Below are 20,476 nucleotides of genomic sequence, written 5' to 3' on the forward strand. Positions count from 1 at the left end.
CTGCAATTGATCAAGATTATTTTTTATAAGCTTATTGCTTTTTTAAGTAACTGAAAAATAAAGATAAAAATACAAAATCACCAAAATGGTGAGGCGCTTCACCATTTTGACGCACTTGACAGGTTGGAAATATGAGCAAGATTTCCTATGTGAAATCAGCCGCTTGAAGTTGAGCGGAGAGTGATGCTTCCCGAAGAAAAAATAATGCAGTGCACCAGATTGAGTCCTGACAGTTCGGACAACTTGCCTGGCATTTAGCCTGAGTGTTCAGTCAAGTTTTCGCGGCCTCACCAGGTGAATAATTAAAACTGATAAACATCAGTAAGTTGCAGGAAATAAAAAGCACGGCCCTAGCGCCAAGCGGTTCACCCGGCACGTTTATTGATGCCGCCGCTGACACCATGGCCGGTGCATGAAAGTTGTCAGTTCCTCCGGCCATCGTCCGGCTCGCACCTGCGTGTGCAGCCGTCTGATGAGCAAAAAAATAATCAGAAGAACAGTGGAGCGGCCATGCAACAGAACAGATCGCAAGTGACCGAGCGCGACGGCTTGTTCGAACTCGAAGCCGGCAGCGACGTCCTCGACAGTCCCCGTTACAACCACGACATGGCACCGACCAAGGTGCGCGAACGAACCTGGAACAAATGGCACATCACCGCGCTGTGGGTCGGCATGTCGATCTGCGTGCCGACCTACACCCTCGGCGGCGTACTCACCGCGTATTTCGGCCTGAGCGTCGGCGAAGCCTTGCTGGCGATTCTGTTTGCCAACGTCATCGTCCTGATCCCTCTTACGCTCAACGCGTTTCCCGGCACCAAATACGGGATTCCGTTTCCGGTGCTGCTGCGCTCGTCGTTCGGGATTCTCGGCTCCAACGTGCCGTGTCTGATCCGCGCGCTGGTGGCGTGCGGCTGGTTCGGCATCCAGACCATGTTCGGCGGGCTGGCGATTCACCTGTTCCTCGGCTCGGTGTTCGAGGGCTGGAAATCCCTCGGCGGGACGGGGGAGGTGATCGGTTTCATGATCTTCTGGGCGCTCAACCTGTGGGTGGTGATCCGTGGTGCCGAGTCGATCAAATGGCTGGAGACCCTGTCGGCACCGCTGCTGGTGGCGGTCGGCATCGGGTTGCTGGTGTGGGCCATGCCGAATGTGTCGATGACTGAATTGCTGGCGATTCCGCCGAAACGTCCCGAAGGCGCGAGTGTGGTCAGTTACTTCGCCGCCGGGCTGACGGCGATGGTCGGTTTCTGGGCCACCCTGTCGCTGAACATTCCTGACTTCAGCCGATATGCCCGCAGCCAGAAGGATCAGATCCTCGGGCAGATTTTCGGCCTGCCGCTGACCATGTTCCTGTTCGCCGCACTGGGCGTGGTGATGACCGCGGCGTCAGTGAAACTTGTGGGGGTCAGCGTCTCCGATCCGGTGACTTTGATCGGCCACATCCAGAGCCCGGTGTGGGTCGCGGTAGCCATGGCACTGATCATCATCGCCACGCTGTCGACCAACACCGCCGCCAACATCGTCTCGCCAACCAACGACTTCCAGAACATCGCGCCGAAGGTGATCAACCGCACCAAAGCGGTGATCCTCACCGGGTTCGTCGGCCTGGTACTCATGGGCCACGAACTGCTGAAGAAACTCGGGCTGATCGTCTCCGATGTCAGCCTGGAAACCGTGTATTCGAACTGGCTGCTGGGCTATTCCAGCCTGCTCGGGCCGATCGCCGGGATCATGGTGGTGGACTATTTCCTGATCAAGAAACAGCAACTGGACCTGGCCGGCCTGTACCGCGACGACGTGTACCCGGCGTGGAACTGGGCCGGCTTCATCGCCTTCGGCGTGCCGGTGGTGCTGACCCTGCTGTCGCTGGGCAGCAGCGCATTCAGCTGGTTCTACAGCTACGGCTGGTTCACCGGCTCGGCGCTGGGCGGGTTGATCTATTACGGGTTGTGCGCGATGCGTGCGCAGCCTTCGGTAGTGAAATCACCGGTGTAGCAGATGATCGTTCCCACGCTCTGCGTGGGAATGCAGCCCGGGACGCTCCGCGTCCCCATAGCGGACGCAGAGCGTCCATGGATGAATTCCCACGCAGAGCGCGGGAACTAACTGCCTGAGGAGATCCCCATGAACGCAGCCGTAGACGTTCTGCAATCGACCCATCAGCACATCAACCGCGACCGCTTGTGGGCGTCGCTCATGGAGCTGGCCAAACTCGGCGCCACGGTCAAGGGCGGGGTCTGTCGCCTGGCCCTGACCGACCTTGATCGCCAGGCCCGCGACCTGTTCGTGCAGTGGTGCAAGGACGCCGGTTGCAGCGTCACGGTTGATGAAGTCGGCAACATCTTCGCCCGTCGCCCCGGCCGTAACCCGAACCTGCCGCCGGTGATGACCGGCAGCCACATCGACACCCAACCTACCGGCGGCAAGTTCGACGGCTGCTTCGGCGTGCTGGCGGGGGTCGAAGTGCTGCGCACCCTCAACGACTTGGGCGTGGAAACCGAGGCACCGCTGGAAGTGGTGGTCTGGACCAACGAAGAAGGCTCGCGCTTCGCCCCGTGCATGATGGGCTCCGGCGTGTTCGCGGAAAAATTCACCCTCGAAGAAACCCTGGCCAAGGTCGATGCCGAGGGCGTTACGGTCGGCGAGGCACTGAACGCCATCGGCTACGCCGGACCGCGCAAAGTCAGCGGGCACAAGGTCGGCGCCTATTTCGAAGCGCATATTGAACAAGGCCCGATCCTTGAGGACGAACAGAAAACCATCGGCGTGGTACTCGGCGCTCTGGGGCAGAAGTGGTTCGACCTGAAACTGCGCGGCGTCGAAGCCCACGCCGGCCCGACCCCGATGCACCTGCGCAAGGACGCGCTGGTCGGCGCCTCGGTGATCGTCGGTGCAGTCAATCGCGCAGCGCTCGGTCATCAACCCCACGCCTGCGGCACGGTCGGTTGCCTGCAAGCCTATCCCGGCTCGCGCAACGTCATCCCCGGCGAGGTGCGCATGACCCTCGACTTCCGGCACCTGGAACCGGCACGCCTCGACTCGATGATCGCCGAGGTCAGGCAAGTCATCGAAGCGACCTGCGAAGAACACGGCCTGACCTATGAACTGACCCCGACCGCCGACTTCCCGCCGCTGTATTTCGAAAAGGGCTGCGTCGAAGCGGTGCGTGGTGCGGCCAAAGGTCTGGGCCTGTCGCACATGGACATCGTCAGCGGCGCCGGCCACGACGCGATTTTCCTCGCCGAACTGGGTCCGGCCGGGATGATCTTCGTACCGTGCGAAGGCGGCATCAGCCACAACGAAATCGAAAACGCCGCCCCGGACGATCTGGCGGCCGGCTGTGCGGTGTTGTTGCGGGCGATGCTGGCGGCTTCGGCGGCGGTGGCCGGGGGACAACGCGCTGCCTGACGTTCATTAATCGTTCATGAAAATGTGCGACGTTGTCGCCCCTGAAATGGAAGTCAGGACGCGCAATGTCGCCCATCAAAGTCATCACCTCAGGCTCCGCGTATCTGGACATCGACGCCTACGCCTGCTGCATCGCCTACGCAGAACTGCTCAACCTGCAAGGCATTCCCACCCGTGCCGTCAGCAGCGCAAAACCCAATGCCAGCGTTTCGAAAACCGTGCTCGGCTGGGGTGCTGTTCTGGACGATTACCGCCCGACATCCAGCGACGAGTTTGTGCTGGTCGACGTCTCCGACTACCACCATTTTGACCCAATGGTCGCGCTTGATCGGGTGGTGGAAGTCATCGATCATCATCCAGGCTTCGAAGAATACTGGTCGCAGACGCTCGGATCTGCCGCTGATATCCGCTCGATCGGCGCGGCGGCGACTCAGGTTTTCCAGCGTTGGAAAGCCGCAGGATTGCTGTCGAGTATCAGCGAACAAAGCGCCGCGCTGCTGGCCACAGCGATTCTGGACAACACACTGAATTTCACCGGACAGATGACCACGACAGCGGACATCGACGCCTATGCTGAACTTGTACTCCACGCAAAACTTACGGAGGACTGGCCCAGTCACTATTTCCTCGAGTGTCAGGCCTCCATCGAATCAGACATATCTGCTGCATTGGCCGCCGATCTGAAACGCATGAAACCCGAGAGCCGGTTGCCCGAGGTTTTTGCGCAGATGACCGTGTGGGACGCCGAGGCCTTGATCGAGAAGTATCGCAGCGAGATTTGCCACTGGATGGGCGGGCAGGGCGATGACTGGTTGCTGAACGTCATCTGCATCAGCCAACGCAAAAGCTGTTTGCTGGCCGAACCCGTGGTCAGCCAGCAGAAGTTGAGTCGTTTGCTGCCGGTGGAATGGCAGGCTGGATTAGCGGTTCTAAAACCCTCTATCTTGCGCAAGGAGCTACTGAGTCTGGGGCTGAACGCAAACTCAGGCGGGTGAAATGATCATCCGGGATTGTCGGTTTTACTCGCCGCACTCTTACGCCGTTCAACGCCTTTCGGGTTGCCAACGTCCAGCAATCGTCTTTCCACCAGCACATTCTCGAGCGCCTGGCGTTCGGCCGGCGCCATCTCGTGCTCGCGCTTTTTCAGCTCCAGCAGGATGGGGCTGGACCAGGTGCGATAGGTCTGTTCGATGAGGCGGTTGGACGTCATCAGTCTCTCCTTGATCAAGAGCCCGGTGTAACTGGTAGGGGCTCAATCCGATGAGGTACTAACGTTAGTCGACAAAAGCGCAAGGCGCTAATGCCACCGGTGGGAGCTGACGAGGCGAATCGTCGCACCGCCGCTCCCACCGGTCACGCATCAATCGTCGACCTTCATCATCGCCTGCACACCCTCCCAGGCCTCGGCCCGCATCCGCTCGATATCCAGCCCCGGAATCACGCCGTTATCGACGACGATCCGCCCACCCACCAGGCTGTATTTCACGGCAATCGGCTCACCCGCGACGACCGGTGCGACGGCGCTGTCGTGGAAACCGTAGAAGCGTGGGTGGTCGAGGCTGTAGATCACCAGATCCGCTGCCTGGCCGATTTCCAGCGTACCGACCGCGCCAAGGCCGAGCACTTGCGCGCCGCCGGCTGTGCCCCAGTGAATGACGTCTTCGGCGGTGGTGGCCGAGGCGCCTTGTTCGGCGCGGTGGATCAGCCACGCGGTGTTGGCTTCGCCGACCATGCTTCCGGATTCGTTGGAGGCCACACCGTCGACGCCGAGGGAGATCGGCACGCCGGCCTCATACATTTGCGGGATCGGCGCGACACCGCTGCCCAGCCGGGCGTTGCTCACCGGGCAATGGGAGACGCCGGTGCCGGTCTGGGCGAGCATGCGGATTTCTCCCGGTTGCAGGTGCACGGCGTGGGCGAACCACACGTCGGGGCCGAGCCATTCGTGTTCGGCGACGAACTCCACCGGCAGGCAGTTGTACTTGTCGCGGCAGAAGTTCACGTAGTTCTCGGTTTCCGACAGGTGCGTGTGCAGGCGCAATCCCATGCCTCGGGCGGTGTGCGCCAGTTCGCGCAACAACGTTGGCGGCAGCGAGAAAGTCGGCGTGGTTGGCGCCACGACCACCCGGCGCAAGGCATCCGGGGTGTCCTGGTGGTAGCGCGATTTTAGCCGTTCGATATCGCCGACCATTTGTTCCAGGGATTCCGGTTGCAGCGCGGTTTTCGAGAAGCCCGGGTGTGCGCTGGCGGACTCCAGTGCACCGCCACGGCAGAGCACGAAGCGCAGGCCGAATTCCTCGGCGAGGTCGAACAGCAGGTCGCCGGTCTCGGTGCTGCCGTGGGCGTGGTAGAGGTAGTGGTGATCGGCGCAGGTGGTGACGCCGGACAGCAGCAGTTCGACCATCCCCAGCCGTGCGGCGATCCGCGCCAATTGCGGGGTGAAGCGGTTCAGGCGCGGATAGGGCACGCTCGCCAGCCAGCCTTGCAGGTCCTGATTCAAGCCTTCGGGCACGGCTTTGAGCAGGTTCTGGAACAGGTGATGGTGGGTGTTGATCCAGCCCGGGTAGACCACCGAATTACGCGCGTCGATCACTCGCTCACCGGGTTGCGGCTCAAGGTTGGCGGCCATTTCCGCGATCCGGCCGTTTACCACGCGTATGTCCACGGCGCCGGCCCGGGCACGGGGGCCGCGCAGGCCGGTCATCACCGCGACGGGGTGCTTGATCAGGATGTTTTGAAGTTGAGTCATGGGCAGCTCCAGTCAGAGGATGTGCGAGGCGGATTTGCCGGCTGTGGTTTCTGGCACGCTGACGCCGTTGAGCGCCGCGTTGAGCAGCACCGACACCAGGCAGGCGATGACCACGCTGCTGTGCAGGAACGGCTGTGACCACTCGGGCAGTTGTTTGAACAGGGTCGGGGCGAGCACCGGCACCAGGGCGGCGGCGATGGTGAAACCGACGATCAGCACGTTGTAGCGATTGCGCTCGTAGTCGACCTTGGCCAGGGTCTGGATGCCCGCCGCTGCAACCACGCCGAACATCGCGATGCCGGCACCGCCCAGCGCGGCGGTCGGCATCGAGGCGATGATCGCCCCGGCCTTCGGCACCAGCGCAATCGAGCACATCAGCAGACCGCTGATCGCCACCACCCAGCGGCTGCGCACGCCGGTCAGGATCACCAGCCCGACGTTTTCCATGAAGGCAATGAACGGGAACGCGGCGAACATCCCGGCGATGGTGCTGGCCAGGCCATTGGCGCGCAGGCCGTTGATCACCTGTTTGTCTTCCACTGGTTTGTCGACGATGTCGCCGATGGCCACGAACAGCCCCATGGATTCGACCATCTGCACGATCATCACCACCACCATGGTGGCGATGGGGATCAGGCTGAAGGTCGGCAAGCCGAAGTAGAACGGGTAGGGCACGGTCAGCCACGGCGCGTCCTCGACGCTGTGAAAGTTGCCCATGCCCAGGCCGTAAGCCAGACCAGCGCCCACGAGCATCCCCACCAGCACCGCCATGTTGCGCAGCAACGGGCTGCCATAACGGTTGACCAGCAGGATGGTCAGCAACACCACCACCGCCACGGCGAGAAACGCCGGCGCGCCGAAGTTGCTCGCGTTGCGCCCGCCGCCGACCCATTCATAGGCAATCGGGAACAGCTGCAGACCGATCACCGTGACGATGCAGCCAGTTACCACCGGCGGGAAAAACCGTCGCAAGCGGCCCACGAACGGCGCGATCAACATGGTGAAAATCCCCGCACCGATCACCGCCCCGCAGACCCCGGCGAACCCCACCTCCGGGTTGCTGCCGATGGCGATCACCGGCCCGACGCTGCTGAACGCCACGCCTTGCAGAATCGGCAGGCGCACGCCGAACTTCCAGAAACCGACGGTCTGCAACAGGGTGGCGATGCCGGAGCAGAACAGCGTGGTGCTGATCAGCACCACCGTGTCGGCGTGGGACATCTTCAGGGCACTGGCCACAATCAACGGCACGGCGATGGCGCCGATGTACGAGACGGCCATGTGCTGCAGGCCGAGGGTGAGCATCTGTCGCACCGGCAATACGCGGTCGACAGGGTGGACGGTGGAGGAGGAACTGGCTGACGACATGGGGAATCACCTCTAGCTGTTGTTATTCGGTACAGCGGGGTATTCGTCTGATGCTGTCTTCAAAACACCGCAATCCTTGTGGGAGCGGGCTTGCTCGCGAAAGCGGTGTGTCAGTCGACATCACTGTTCAATGACCCACCGCATTCGCGAGCAAGCCCGCTCCCACAGGTTTTGTGTTGTTCAAGAAATCCGGCATCGGTCATTCGTGCTGCGAAGCCGCCATCCACCGGCTCCGATGCCGGGTTTCAGCCGGCCAGGCAGGCGGCGAAGCCCTGGTTCAGCGCCGCCCGATCCAGGTCGCGGCCGATGAACACGATCTTGCTCGAGCGCGGCTCGCTGCCCCACGCGGTCGAGGCGCGGAACTCCACAAGGCTGTGCACGCCTTGCAGCACGTAGCGCTGGTCTTCATTGGCCACCGCCAGCACGCCTTTCATGCGGTACAGGTTGTCGGCCTGAGCACTGCGCAGTTCGCTGATCCAGCGGTGGAACGCCATCAGGTTGACGGCGCCGTCCACGGCGATGCCCACCGAAGACACGCTCGGGTCGTGCTCGTGGTCGGGCTCTTCAGCGTGATGGTCATGGTCGTGGTGATCGTGATTGTGCTGATCCGCGCCGATTTCCATCAGCTTCTGCGTGCATTCAAAGGCGCCGATGCCGAGGATTTTCGACAGGTCGATCTGCGCGTGGGTGGAGGTCACCAGATCCGCCGTGGCGTTCAAACCACGGATCTTGCCACGCAGGGTTTCCACCTCTTCAGCGCTGACCAGATCGACCTTGTTGATGACGATGCGGTCGGCGCAGACGATCTGATCCACCGCCTGATTGTCGACGCCGTCCAGTTGCAGGTCTTCCAGGTGCTGGGCGATGTGCTTGGCATCGACCATGGTCACGATGGCGTCGAGTTCGACCTCCTCGGCAATCGGGTCGTTGATGAAAAAGCTCTGGGCCACCGGGTACGGGTCGGCCAGGCCGCTGGTCTCGATCAGGATGTGGTCGAGCCGCACCGGACGCGCCACCAGTTCGCGGACGATCCGCACAAGATCCTCGCGGACTTCGGCGGTGCAGCAGACGCAGCCGTTGACCATTTCGTAGATTTCTTCGGTCTCGGAACTGAGCACCAGATCGCCGTCGATGCCGACCTCGCCGAACTCGTTTTCGATCACCGCGATCTTGCGGCCGTGGTTCTCCTTGAGGATGTAATTGAGCAGGGTGGTTTTGCCGGCACCGAGGAACCCGGTGAGGATGGTGACCGGAATTTTGGTGTTCGGGGTCGGGGCGTTGAAGGGGGTGTTCATTTGAGGCTCCTTGGTGATGGACTGACCGGTGCAGATGAAACTTTTTTGTGGGAGCGAGCTTGCTCGCGAAGGCGGTGTGTCAATTAGCGGTGATGGCGACTGATCCACCGCCATCGCGAGCAAGCTCGCTCCCACAGGGTTCTGTGTGTTCTCGCCATCGGCGGGCGACGCCGGCATCGAGGCCGAACAGGTCGAGGATGCGGCCGAGGCTGTGGTCGACCATTTGCGCCAGGCTGTCGGGCCGGGCGTAGAAGGCCGGGACCGGCGGGGCGATGATCCCGCCCATCTCGGTGACGGCGGTCATGTTGCGCAGGTGGGCGAGGGTCAGCGGGGTTTCGCGGGCCATCAGCACCAGGGTGCGGCGCTCCTTGAGGGTGACGTCGGCGGCGCGGCCGATCAGCCCCGAAGACGTGCCGGTGGCGATCTCCGCCAGGGTGCGCATCGAACACGGCGCGACCACCATGCCCAGGCAACGGAAGGAACCGCTGGCGATCCCGGCGGCCACGTCATCGGCGCGGTGGTAGTGGCTGGCGAGGGCGGTGACGTCGGCCAGTTTGTAGTCGGTTTCGTGGGCCATGGTCAGCAGCGCGGCGCGGCTGATGATCAGGTGGCTTTCGATGTTCAGCTCGGCCAGCAGCTCCAGCAGGCGCACGCCGTAGATAAACCCGGACGCGCCGCTGATGCCGACCACCATCCGCTGGCGGTTCACGATGGCAGACCTTCAAGCAGTTGCCGCGCGCGTTCGAGCACGTCCTGATCGAGCTGCGCCTTGATCCCGTCGAACCCCGAGCCACGCGTGGCATCCAGCCCCATCCGCGATGTGGTGCCATTGACCGAGGACGACGGGTCCAGCGGGCTCCCGGGCAAACCGTCGATGGTGAAAATGTCGAGGTGCGGCTGGAAATGCGTGGCCAGCGCCCACAGCACCTGGCTGTCGTCGGTGAGGTCGATATCGCTGTCAACCGCGATCACGGTTTTCAGGTACGGGTCCCAGCCGAGCAGGGCCAGCATGATCTGCCGGGCCTCGCCGTCACGGCTTTGATCCAGCGCCACGTAGCAATGAAAATGCGTGCCGGAGTTCGGGTAATGCACGGCGGTGACGGCGGGGAAGCGTGCCTTGAGCTTTTCGCTCATTTCCGCTTCGCGTGGCAGTCGCGCCAGGGTCAGGTGTTCGGCGTAGCGCCCGCCCATCACGTCCACCAGCCATGCGTCCTTGCGCCGTAACAGGGTGTCGACGCGCAGCACGTTGTTGGTCGAGCGATCCGAGGAATAGCCGCTGAATTCGCCGAACGGACCTTCTTCGGCATAGGCCGTCGGGTCTATCGCGCCTTCGAGTACAAACTCGGCGTAGGCCGGAACACCGATGCCGTAGCGCGGGGTCTTGACCAGCTCCAGCGGCGCACCGAACAGCCCGCCGGCCACCGCGCGTTCATCGCTGCCGTAGGGCAGGCGTGCAGCGGCGGCGAGCATGAACAGCGGATGCGCGCCGACCACCATGGCCACGCGCAATTCTTCGCCGCGTTCACGGGCGGTCTGCAACATCCGCCACAGGTGCCCGCGTGAATGCAGGCTGGTGGCCAACGCCTGACGGGCGTGGCGCATCGAGCGGTGGTAGCTCATGTTGGCGATGCCGGTCTGCGGGTCCTCGGCGATGATGATCGCGTTGGTGATGTAGGGGCCGCGATCACTGTCGAAATGCTTGAGCATCGGCAGTAGCGCCAGGTCGAGGGTTTCGCCTTCGAAGACTTCGTCGAGCACCGGGCCGGTTTCGACGTAGCACGGCGCGATTGGCTGGTTGGCGCGGGTCTGGAAGGTTTCGTGCAACTGCGCCGGCGTGACGCCGAACAGCCGGGCGATACGCCGGCGGGAGGCGAACAGATTGGTCGCCACCGGCACACCGAGGTTGCCGACGTTTTCGCAGATCAGCAGCGGATCGCGGCCTTGAGTTGCGAGGGCATCGACCAGGGCAGTGACGTCCTGATCGGCGGAAAGAGGGTGGGTGATGGTCAGCACATCGTCCGGGTACTGGCGGCGATAGGCGTCGATGAATACGTGAAAATCCTGAGAGTCGCCGAGCGTCGAACGGGTCATGGTTTCACCTCGTAAAAAGCAGGCACGCAGGGGTGAGGCTGGCGTTCGATCGACAAGCCGTTGGCCTGCCGGTCGAGCGAACGCCGGGTCATCTTCGCGCCTGTAAAGTCGCTGTGTGGCTGGGTTAAAACCGGATCAGAGATAGGTCGTGGTCAGACGAATGTCCGCCTCGGCCAGATCCTTGGGCGGCGGGGTCGGTTCAATTCCGCACAACCGGGCGATGTTGTTGCCCAGGTAATCCTCAAGGTGATCTTCGTCGATCCCCAGGCCCTGCGGCGCCGGCGAGCACAGCACTTCCAGCTCGCGCAGCCACATGCCCGGTTCGTTCGGCGGCGAGTCGGTGCCGAACACGATCTTGTTGCGCGGCAGCTCCTTGGCGAATTCGACGATCCGCGACTGGAAGCACCAGCCGGATTCGCAGTACACGTTCGGCGTGTCCATCGCCATCCAGAACGCCTCGAACGAGTAGTTGCCACCGGTCTGGATGCCGAAGTGACCGATGATGAAATTGACCATCGGGAACTCGCGGATGATCGGGTAGAACATCGTCGGAATGGTGTACGGGCCGTCACCGGTGTGGATCAGCACCACGATGTTGTACTTGGCGCAGACCTTCATCGCCGGACGCAGCCAGTCCAGCGCCCGGTCGGGGCGATAGCCGTGCATGTTGGCGTGCAGCTTGAGCATCTTGAAGCCGTATTCCTTGATGTGGAATTCCAGCTCTGCTGCACCGTTTTCCGGTCCCCAGCGCGGGTTGAAGTTGAAGTTGCCGATGAAGCGGTCCGGGTACTTCACGCACAGTTCGGCGACGTACGACATGTAGTCGCGCACGCCCTCGCGGCCACGACGGTTACCGTCGCGATAACCGGTGTTGCCCGGTGGCGGCTGGATGAAACCCATGTCGATCCGGCGCGGCTTGCCGTTGATCATGTACGGGCCGTCCATCAATTTGAGCATGCGCTCGCCGGTGAACGGTTCGCCGGTATGACGCCAGGCCTCGTCGACCAGGTTGGTGGGGTGCAGATGGGTGTCGATGATCATCGGTTCAGCTCCTGGCCAGTTGGGTGGTGACGGGGCGCTTGAGTTGCGCCTCTGCTTCGGAAACGGAACGCGGCGGCGGGGACGGCTCGAGGCCGATCATCCGTGCGGTGTTGTTGCCCAGGTAGTCTTCGAGGGTGTCCTCGTCGAGGTTCAGGCCCTGCGGCGGCTCGTGGCAGAGCACTTCGAGCAGGCGCAGCCACATGCCCGGTTCGTTCGGCGGGGTGTCGGTGCCGAACAGGATCTTGTGGGTCGGCAGGACCTTGGCGAACTCAACGATCCGCGATTGCAGGCACCAGCCGGATTCGCAGTAGACGTTGGGCAGCTCCATCGCCCACTGCATCGGTTCGAACACGTAGACGCCGCCGGTCTGCACGCCGAAGTGGGCCATGATGAAATCGACGTTGGGGAATTCCTTGATCATCGGCACCCATTCCGACGGGATGCTGTAAGGCCCGTCGCCGGTGTGCAGCTTGACCGGGATACCCAGCTCGGCGCATTTCTCGAAGGCCGGACGGACCCAGTCCAGCGCACGGTCGGGACGGTAGGCGTGCATGTTGGCCTGCATCTGCACCATCTTGAAACCGTGTTCCTTGACGTAGCGCTCGATCGCCTCGACGCCGTTTTCCACGCCGCAGCGCGGGTTGTAGACGAAGCAGCCGATGAAACGGTCCGGGTAGGTCTGGACCATTTTCAGGGTGTAGGCCATGTAGGCGTCGATGGATTCACGGCCCGACAGTTCACCGTCGGTCCAGGTGTAGATGGTGTTGCCCTGCGGCGGCTGGATGAAGGCTTTGTCGATGCGGCGAGGCTTGCCGTTGACCATGTACGGGCCATCCATCATCTCCAGCAGACGCTCGCCGGTGAACGGGTCACCGTCATGCCTCCAGGCGAGGTCCACGAGATCCGTGGGATAGCAGCTGATATCGATGATCATTGAAGTCGATCTCCTGATAGCGGGGAAGGGAGCCTTGCGGCTCACAGCATCCACGTCCCGGGCAATCGGCCGTTTCTATGCGCAGCACTCGCGCATTCCCTCGCCTGTTCGCATCCGGCCCGGGTGGGTGGTTGCTTGAGGCGAGTATTGGAAGGCGGGGGAGGGTTCGTACAATATTAATTGGGTGGGGTGGTGATACTTGTTCGATATGGGCTTGCCAGCGATGGCGTCAGTGAAGTGTTTGCATGGCCAACTGCTTGATCACTTCAACAACAGGTGCCACCCGCTCAGCCTGCCCATGCGGCCACACCGCATACAGGTTGTAATGCGCCGCAATCTGCGCCTCGTTCAACGCGACCAGCCGCCCGCTGCGCAACGCATCGGCGGCCAATAATCCACGCACCAGCCCCGCACCGACACCCGCTTCAGCCGCCGCAATCAAATTCGCCGCGTTATCAAAAACGACGCGAGCAGCAGGTTCCACCTCCGGCATCCCCGCCGCATCCAGCCATGGAATCCACGACCGTCGCGTATACCCCAACAGTGGCAGTTCAAGAATCTGCGCCGGGCTCAATGGCAGCTGCAAACCATCCCGCTCCAGCAGCGCAGGGGACGCCACCGCCAAAACCCGGTCCCCACAAATCTGGGTCATCTCGCAATCGTCCCAATCGCCATAGCCATAGCGCAACGACAAATCCACCCGTTCGAACGTGCTGCGATCACTGCGGGGCATCGACAGCAACGTCACTTCGTAATCCGGCAAGCCGTCGAGCAATTGCGGCAAGCGCGGATTGAGCCAGCTCTGCGCCAGTTCACTGTCCACATCCAGGGTCAGACGCTGAGCCACACTGCGGTTTTTCACCGAGGACAACGCCCGGTCAATCTGCGCCAGACCATCCGACAGCACGCTGGCAAACAGCTGCCCGGCATCGGTCAGGTTACTGCCACCGCCTTCGCGCACGAACAGCGGCTGGCCGATGAAGTCTTCCAGGGCGCGGATCTGCTGGCTGATCGCGCTGTGGGTCAGGTCGAGCTTGCGCGCGGCGCTGGAAAAACTGCCGCTGCGCGCCGCGTGGATAAACGCGCTCATGGACTGCACCGACGGGTATCGCTTGTACATGTTGTTAGTCCTGCTTACACCGGTTGGCAGAAATCGTCGCTGGCCGCGCGTTGCCGGGGGTTCCAATAATCGGTCACCAGGCCCGCACAAAGACGGGCCGCTCTTTTGGAGCCTGACAATGATTGCATTCACGGTTAACGGCGAACGACGCGAGCTGGATGAGGCGTCCCCCTCCATGCCCTTGTTATGGGTGTTGCGTGATCAGTTGAAACTCACCGGCACCAAGTTCGGTTGCGGCATGGGCCTGTGCGGTGCCTGCACCGTGCACCTGAACGGCGTCGCGGTGCGTTCCTGCCAGTTGCCGCTGGCCGCCGTCGCGGGCCACAGCATCACCACCATCGAGGGCCTGTCGCCCAGCGAAAACCATCCGCTGCAACTGGCCTGGGTCGCCGAAGATGTGCCGCAATGCGGCTACTGTCAATCCGGGCAGATCATGTCTGCTGCCGCGCTGCTCAACACCGGCGCACCGGTCAACGACGACTCGATCCGCAACGCCATGTCCGGGAATATCTGCCGCTGCGGCACTTACGGGCGCATCAACAAAGCGATCAAACGGGCGGCGAATGCGCCGAAGGAGGCGTGATGAGCCTCATCGACGGCACCCTTCATGAACCCTCGCGCCGGGTGTTTCTCAAACAGGCGGTGACGGTGGCGTCCGGTCTGGCGATTGCGCTGTACCTGCCGTCCGGTACGGCGGCGACTGAGCCGAAAACCTCGACCACTGAATTCGAACCCAACGCCTGGGTGCGCGTGCTGCCCGACGGCACGGTGAAACTGGTGGTGCACAAGCACGATTCCGGCACCGGCACCCAGACCGCGCTGGCCGCATGTGTGGCCGAGGAACTGGACGTGAACCCGATGACGGTACAGGTCATCACCCCGGAAGATCCGTTCTTCGAAACCTACATTCATCCGGTCTGGAAAGTCTTCTCTACCGGCGGCAGCACCAGTGTGTCGCTGGAATACGATCGCCTGCGCATGGCCGGCGCCACGGCTCGGGCGCTGCTCATCAATGCGGCAGCACAGCAGTGGAAAGTCAGCCCCGACAGCTGCTCCACCGAGGAAGGCCGGGTCGTGCATGCGTCGAGCAAACGCAGCCTCGGCTACGGCGAACTGGCCGGCGCGGCGGCGCATCTGCCAGCACCGACGAACGTCACGCTGAAGGATCCGGCGCAGTTCAAATACATCGGCAAGTTGCGCCACAAACGCGATGCGGCAGCCAAGGTTTGTGGGCGCTTCAAGTACAGCATTGACGTGCAGTTGCCGGGGATGCTGGTGGCGGTAATCCAGCGTGCGCCGGTGGTGGGCGCCAAGGTTGTCGCCGTGGATTCGGCGGCCGCGTTGCAGGTGCCGGGTGTGCGCAAGGTGATCGCGGTTCCGGGCCGCCCGGACGTGCTCGGCGGCAACCTCGAAGGCGTCGCGGTGCTGGCCGAAACGTTCTGGGCTGCGCAGCAGGGCCGCCAGTTGCTGGAGATCAAATGGAGCGACTCGCCGCTGGCCGGCTTCGACAGCGCCGATCTGGCCAGGGCGCAGATTGCAGCGATCAGCGACCCGGCAACGCAAACCGTCAAAGCCATGGCCCAGGGCGATGTCGCCGGGCAATGGCCGGGTGCGGCGAAGCTGCTCGAAGCCGATTACACGATGCCCTACAAGGTGCAAAACCCGCTGGAGCCGATCTGCATCACCGCGCAGGTCAAGGACAAGTCGATCACCTACTGGGGCGGTGTGCAGGTGCCGTCGTCGGCGCTGGAAGCGGCGCAGACCGTGTGCGGCATCGGCAAGGACAAGGTCACCATCCATGAGCTGGTGTCCGGTGGCAGCTTCGGTGCGCGGGAAGCCAAATACTGGCTGTTCGAGGTCGCGTATCTGGCGCAGAAAACCGGTGTGCCGGTGAAACTGCTCAACAGCCGCGAAGACGAAATGCACGCGCTGTTCAATCACCCGGCCACGCTGCATCGGGTGAAAGGCGCACTGGATGCCCAGGGCAAACTCACCGCGCTGCAACTGCATGCGGTGTCACCGGCCTCGCCGGAACAGTGGGAGCCGGGCTATTTCGAGCGCCCGGATCACATGGATTACAGCACCACCGAAGCGATCACCGCGTGGGACTTCGCCTACCGTCCGCCGCACCTGGAACTGAACTGGGTCAAACACGAAAGCAACGTGCCCAGCGGTTGGTATCGCTCGGTCAGTTTCATTCCCAACGTGTTTGCCGTGGAAAGCTTCATGGATGAACTGGCCCATGCGGCCGGTAAAGATCCGCTGGCATTCCGGCTGGCCAACATGCAGGAGCGGCCACGGCATGTCGCGGTGCTGAAACAGGCGGCGGAACGCGCCGGCTGGGGCCAGAAACTGCCGCCGGATACGGCGCTGGGGATCGCCACCAATCAGGGCTACACCAGTTTCATCGCCGTGGTGGCGCGGGTCGCGAGGGTGGACGGCAAGGCCCGGGTCGAGAAGCTGACCTGTGCAGTCGATTGCGGCCTGGCGGTATCGCCCGGCGGGGTCGAGGAGCAGATTTACGGCGGTTTGATGTGGGGCCTCGGTCACGCGCTATTCGATCGTCTCGACATCCAGCAGGGCAGGGTGGTGCAGAGCAATTTCCACGACTATCGCGTCACCCGCATGTCGGACATGCCTCCCGTGGACATTCTCGTGCTCGATGGCCAACCGGACAAGCCGGGTGGCGTCGGAGAGTTGGGCAGTCCATCGGTGGTTCCGGCGATTGCCAATGCGCTGTTCAGCCTCACCGGGGTGCGTCAGCGTTCCACGCCACTAAACCTGGGGTAAGTCGCCATGGACCTGCGTTTGCTGCGGTACTTCATGGCGCTGGCCGATGAGCTGCACTTCGGCCGCGCCGCCGAGCGGCTGCACATTTGCCAGCCGCCGCTGAGCCAGCAGATCCGTTTGCTGGAGGAAGAACTCGGCACGCCGCTGTTCGAGCGCAGCCATCACCGGGTCGAGCTGACAGCGGCGGGGCAGATGCTCAAGGAGCAGGCGCCGCTGGTGTTCGAGCAACTCGAACGGGCGCTGGACCTGACCCGCCAGACCGGGCGCGGGCAGCTCGGTGAGCTGGAAATCGGCATGATCAGTTCGGTGATGGTCGGCGTGCTGCCCAAGGCGCTGCACCTGTTTCGCGAACGCTATCCGCAGGTGACCTGGCGTCTGCATGAAATGACTCCGGCAGCGCAGGTCAAGGCGTTGAAGGAGAAACGCATCGACGCCTGCGTGTTCCGCGTCGGTTATGACGACCCGCAATTGCGCAATGAATTGCTGATCCATGAGCCGATCCATGTGGTGATGCCGCAGGATCACCCGTTGGCCCGGCGCGAGGTGCTGGCGCCGGCTGATCTGGCGCAGGAGCCGTTTGTGGCGCTGGAATTGAAACAGTCGCGGTTCGCCAATTTTCTCTATCAGTGCTGCATTCAGGCCGGGTTCACTCCGCAGATCCGCCAGCAGGTGATCGAGGTGCAGACCCTGCTCAGTCTGGTTCGTGCCGGGTTTGGCGTGGCGCTGTTACCCGCATCGATCGAGCAGTTGGCTCCCGCCGGACTGGTGTTCCGGCGCCTGACCCCGGCGTTGCCGCAAGTGCCGCTGTACGCGACTTATCGAGCGGACGATGCCTCGCCGGTGCTCAAGCTGTTTCTCGATACGCTGCGCGAGCTGGTCGATCACACATCGCGGTAATCAGGGGCAAAGTTGCCCGGCACGATCACAACGGCCTGCGGTCGTAAACTTCACATGCGCGAACTTGTGGAGAACCAATGAGCCGGGACGTCCTGACCACCGAAACCAATCGCCGTCAGTTGCAGCAGATCATCGCCGGGCTGTCCGACGGGGTGATTCTGCTGGAACTCGACCAGACGATTCTCTGGGCCAACGAGGCGGCGCTGGCGATGCATGGCGTCAGCCGGATCGGCGAGCTGGGCAACAATGCCGGGGAATACGTCGAGCGCTTCAACCTGCGCTATCGCAACAACCACACGCTGACACCGGAGCAATACCCGATCAGCCGCGTAGCCACCGGCGAAACCTTCAGCGACGTGTTGGTCGAAGTCACCCCGAACAGTGATGAGGAACGCACCTGGGTGCACAGCGTGCGCAGCATGGTGCTGACCGATCGCGACGGCGACATCGAGTCGCTGGTGCTGATCATGAGCGACGTCACCGACTGGGCCAATGCTGAACAGCGCTTCGAAAAAACCTTCAATGCCAACCCGGCGCCGGCGGTGATCTGCCGCCTCAGCGATCTGCGTTACATCAAGGTCAATCCGGGGTTTCTGGAGATGACTGGCTATACCCGCGATCAGGTGATCGGCGCGTCAACCTATGAGCTGGATATTCTCGAACAGGCCGAGCGCAAGGACCTGGCGATCCAGCGCCTGCGCGATGTCGCGACCATTCCGCAGATGCAGGCCGAATTGCGCTTGCCGGACGGCGGCAGCAAACAGGTGATCGTCGCGGGGCAGCCGCTGGTGCTCAATGACGAGGACTGCATGCTGTTTTCCTTTGTCGACATGGAGCCCCGGCATAAGGCCGAAGTTGCGCTGCGCCAAAGTGAGGAACGATTCGCCAAGGCCTTTCGCCTGACGCCGGTGCCGATCCTGATTTGCAGCGCCGACGAGCAGCGGCTGATCGACGTCAATCAGGCGTTTCTCGATACCCTGGCGTACGAGAGCGACGAGGTGCTCGGCAAGACCGTCGCGCAACTGGACTTCATCGATGAACCGGCGGAGCGCGCCCGGTTGCTCGCGGCGCTGGAGAAGACCGGCCGCGTTGATCGCGTCGATATGCGGATCCGCAGGAAAGACGCCGAGCTGCTGGAGTGCGCGGTGTCCGCTGATACCGTCAACATTCAGGACACGGTGTGCTACCTGCTGGTGCTGATGGACATCACCGAGCGCAAGCGCACCGAGCTTGAGCTGGTGGCGGCGATTGAAGAGGTGATGAAGGATGCTTCGTGGTTCAGCCGTACGCTGATCGAAAAACTGGCCAATGTGAAGAAGGTCAATTCGCCGCAACTGCCGAGTGTGTCGTTCACTGATCTTACGGCTCGCGAACGTGATGTGCTGGGGCTGATCTGTGAGGGGCTGGCGGACAAGGAGATTGCTGCGCGGTTGAAACTGGCGCCGAACACGGTGCGCAATCATGTGGCGACGGTGTATTCGAAGCTGGATGTGCACAGTCGCAGTGAGGCGATTGTCTGGGCTCGGGAGCGTGGGTTGTTTTCGGGGGGCGGTCGGGGGCAGCGGTAAGGTGCAAATGCACTAGTTCATGGGGTGCAAATTCGGGTGTTTGATCGGGCGGGGTGTTCTTAGTCTGGTGAGGTGCGATGCATTTTTTTGGTGATCGTGTCTTTTTGGAACCTGCTAATGGATCAGCCCTTTATGAATGTGTTGTTGGTTATTGAGTCTGGTTGTATGGAGCTGGCGCGATGATTTATCTGGCGCAGTTGCGGGCTCGGCTTGAGCGTAGTTTTTCGCCGTTGGCTTGTGAGTGTGTGGTGGATGGGGATCATTCGCTGACTGTGAAGCTTTATGAGCCGGTTTCGGGGCGGGTGGATCTGGTGATTAGTGGGTTGAGCCTTGGTGCCTTGCGTACTCCGGAAGCGGTGGATGCTTTGATTGGTGAGTTGCGGTATGAGCTTGAGAGTAATTCTTTGCGGTCGCCCAGTTGAACTTGGCGGCCTTTGGGCCGACCAGGTTCTTGTTCGGTTTGGGTTAATATCCGGTTTTTCGGGGGCAGCTGCTGGCGGTTTCGCCCTTACGGCGAGTCACCTTTTCCAAACGCCGAAAAGGTAACCGAAAAGGCTTTACCCTGACGTTCGGCACCTCGCTTTGGCTCGGTGTCCCTTCGCTCCGGGATTGATCCGGGGGGCATCGCCTACGGTTTGCTTCGCTGCACCTCCTCTCGATGTGTTTGGCTTCGCCAAACGGTCGCTGCGCTCCCACCCCCGGATCAATCCCTCCACTCAGCCTGCCGACGGGCCCTGCGATCAAAAGCGGTACTCGAGCTAACGCTCATCGTTTTGAGTGGTGAGGAGCGAGGGGCGTAAGGCCGATTTGTGTGCTCTTTGATCGTTCCCACGCTCCGCGTGGGAATGCAGCCCGGGACGCTCTGCGTCCCAATCTGACATTCACCTGTAGGTGATGGCTTGTCGGCGGTGGTGATGGATTAGTCGACTCATCCCGAAAATCGACAGCAAATCCTGCCAGTTCGAGCCATTTCACTGGCACTTGCAGTCCACTGGTCTATAAGGAATGAGTGGTTCGGTTTCCATAACCGGGCGTTGTCCTGCTCGGCGACGGGAGTTTTCTTCCATTCATCGCGGGTCATCCTATGAACAATCCTGGGAAACGCGTGTGTTTTTCGTTGTTGTCGGCTGTCGGTCTGGTGTTGCTCAGTGGCTGCGCCAGTCCTCCACCCCCTCCGCCGGCAGCACCGCCTCCGCCTCCTGAGCGGACTTGTCA

The 20,476-nt window shown here is 62.1% G+C and carries 17 protein-coding genes; 8 read left to right on the top strand and 9 right to left on the bottom strand.

Annotated elements, in window-relative coordinates; translation table 11 throughout:
* The first annotated feature begins 510 nt into the window (after window positions 1-510).
* From CAF90_RS00640 to CAF90_RS00650, 3 genes are all read left to right on the top strand, one after another.
* A complete protein-coding gene (locus CAF90_RS00640; RefSeq protein ID WP_085602729.1) occupies window positions 511-1,995 on the top strand; it encodes an NCS1 family nucleobase:cation symporter-1 in 1,485 nt (494 codons plus the stop codon).
* A gap of 129 nt (window positions 1,996-2,124) precedes the next feature.
* A complete protein-coding gene (locus tag CAF90_RS00645; protein ID WP_085602732.1) occupies window positions 2,125-3,408 on the top strand; it encodes a Zn-dependent hydrolase in 1,284 nt (427 codons plus the stop codon).
* A gap of 74 nt (window positions 3,409-3,482) precedes the next feature.
* On the top strand, window positions 3,483-4,403 hold the full coding sequence (locus CAF90_RS00650; RefSeq protein ID WP_170929402.1) for a bifunctional oligoribonuclease/PAP phosphatase NrnA: 921 nt from the start codon (window positions 3,483-3,485) through the stop codon (window positions 4,401-4,403).
* A 5-nt stretch (window positions 4,404-4,408) separates the two neighbouring features.
* On the opposite strand, the gene CAF90_RS00655 is transcribed toward CAF90_RS00650, so the two are convergent.
* The 9 genes from CAF90_RS00655 to CAF90_RS00695 form a co-directional block, all read right to left on the bottom strand.
* Entirely contained in the window at window positions 4,409-4,618 is a 210-nt protein-coding gene (locus CAF90_RS00655; RefSeq protein ID WP_085602736.1) for a hypothetical protein, read from the bottom strand.
* Window positions 4,619-4,768: 150 nt separating this feature from the next.
* The gene (locus tag CAF90_RS00660) at window positions 4,769-6,157 is read right to left on the bottom strand and encodes an amidohydrolase family protein (RefSeq protein WP_085602738.1); all 1,389 of its coding nucleotides are present in this window, start codon (window positions 6,155-6,157) and stop codon (window positions 4,769-4,771) included.
* Window positions 6,158-6,169: 12 nt separating this feature from the next.
* Window positions 6,170-7,525 carry a nucleobase:cation symporter-2 family protein gene (locus tag CAF90_RS00665; RefSeq protein WP_085602740.1) on the bottom strand — a complete coding sequence of 452 codons (1,356 nt, stop codon included), beginning with the start codon at window positions 7,523-7,525 and terminating at the stop codon, window positions 6,170-6,172.
* Window positions 7,526-7,770: 245 nt separating this feature from the next.
* Window positions 7,771-8,820, bottom strand: coding sequence for a GTP-binding protein (locus CAF90_RS00670; RefSeq protein ID WP_085602743.1), 1,050 nt, complete (start codon window positions 8,818-8,820; stop codon window positions 7,771-7,773).
* A gap of 79 nt (window positions 8,821-8,899) precedes the next feature.
* The gene (locus CAF90_RS00675; RefSeq protein ID WP_085602745.1) at window positions 8,900-9,514 is read right to left on the bottom strand and encodes a UbiX family flavin prenyltransferase; all 615 of its coding nucleotides are present in this window, start codon (window positions 9,512-9,514) and stop codon (window positions 8,900-8,902) included.
* Between the two features lie 11 nt (window positions 9,515-9,525).
* Window positions 9,526-10,911, bottom strand: a complete 1,386-nt coding sequence (locus CAF90_RS00680; RefSeq protein WP_085602747.1) for a UbiD family decarboxylase — start codon at window positions 10,909-10,911, stop codon at window positions 9,526-9,528.
* A 135-nt stretch (window positions 10,912-11,046) separates the two neighbouring features.
* Complete coding sequence (locus CAF90_RS00685) at window positions 11,047-11,952, bottom strand: amidohydrolase family protein (protein WP_007952854.1); 906 nt, start codon at window positions 11,950-11,952, stop codon at window positions 11,047-11,049.
* 4 nt (window positions 11,953-11,956) lie between these two features.
* Complete coding sequence (locus CAF90_RS00690; protein WP_007952852.1) at window positions 11,957-12,886, bottom strand: amidohydrolase family protein; 930 nt, start codon at window positions 12,884-12,886, stop codon at window positions 11,957-11,959.
* Window positions 12,887-13,115: 229 nt separating this feature from the next.
* On the bottom strand, window positions 13,116-14,006 hold the full coding sequence (locus CAF90_RS00695; RefSeq protein WP_085602749.1) for a LysR substrate-binding domain-containing protein: 891 nt from the start codon (window positions 14,004-14,006) through the stop codon (window positions 13,116-13,118).
* A gap of 118 nt (window positions 14,007-14,124) precedes the next feature.
* On the opposite strand from CAF90_RS00695, the gene CAF90_RS00700 reads away from it, so the two are divergent.
* The 5 genes from CAF90_RS00700 (at window position 14,125) to CAF90_RS00720 (ending at window position 19,683) form a co-directional block, all read left to right on the top strand.
* Window positions 14,125-14,589: a (2Fe-2S)-binding protein gene (locus CAF90_RS00700; protein ID WP_085602752.1), complete on the top strand. Its 465-nt coding sequence runs from the start codon at window positions 14,125-14,127 to the stop codon at window positions 14,587-14,589.
* Window positions 14,589-16,796: a molybdopterin cofactor-binding domain-containing protein gene (locus CAF90_RS00705; RefSeq protein ID WP_085602754.1), complete on the top strand. Its 2,208-nt coding sequence runs from the start codon at window positions 14,589-14,591 to the stop codon at window positions 16,794-16,796. The genes CAF90_RS00700 and CAF90_RS00705 overlap by 1 nt, the downstream gene beginning before the upstream one ends.
* Before the next feature lie 6 nt (window positions 16,797-16,802).
* On the top strand, window positions 16,803-17,693 hold the full coding sequence (locus CAF90_RS00710; RefSeq protein WP_007952844.1) for a LysR family transcriptional regulator: 891 nt from the start codon (window positions 16,803-16,805) through the stop codon (window positions 17,691-17,693).
* A 77-nt stretch (window positions 17,694-17,770) separates the two neighbouring features.
* Window positions 17,771-19,261, top strand: coding sequence for a helix-turn-helix transcriptional regulator (locus CAF90_RS00715; RefSeq protein ID WP_085602756.1), 1,491 nt, complete (start codon window positions 17,771-17,773; stop codon window positions 19,259-19,261).
* 179 nt (window positions 19,262-19,440) lie between these two features.
* The gene (locus CAF90_RS00720) at window positions 19,441-19,683 is read left to right on the top strand and encodes a DUF1652 domain-containing protein (RefSeq protein WP_084776931.1); all 243 of its coding nucleotides are present in this window, start codon (window positions 19,441-19,443) and stop codon (window positions 19,681-19,683) included.
* Window positions 19,684-20,476 lie beyond the last annotated feature (793 nt).

Origin of the sequence: Pseudomonas sp. B37(2017), assembly GCF_002112885.1 — a bacterium.
Classification (GTDB): Bacteria; Pseudomonadota; Gammaproteobacteria; order Pseudomonadales; family Pseudomonadaceae; genus Aquipseudomonas; species Aquipseudomonas paraglycinae.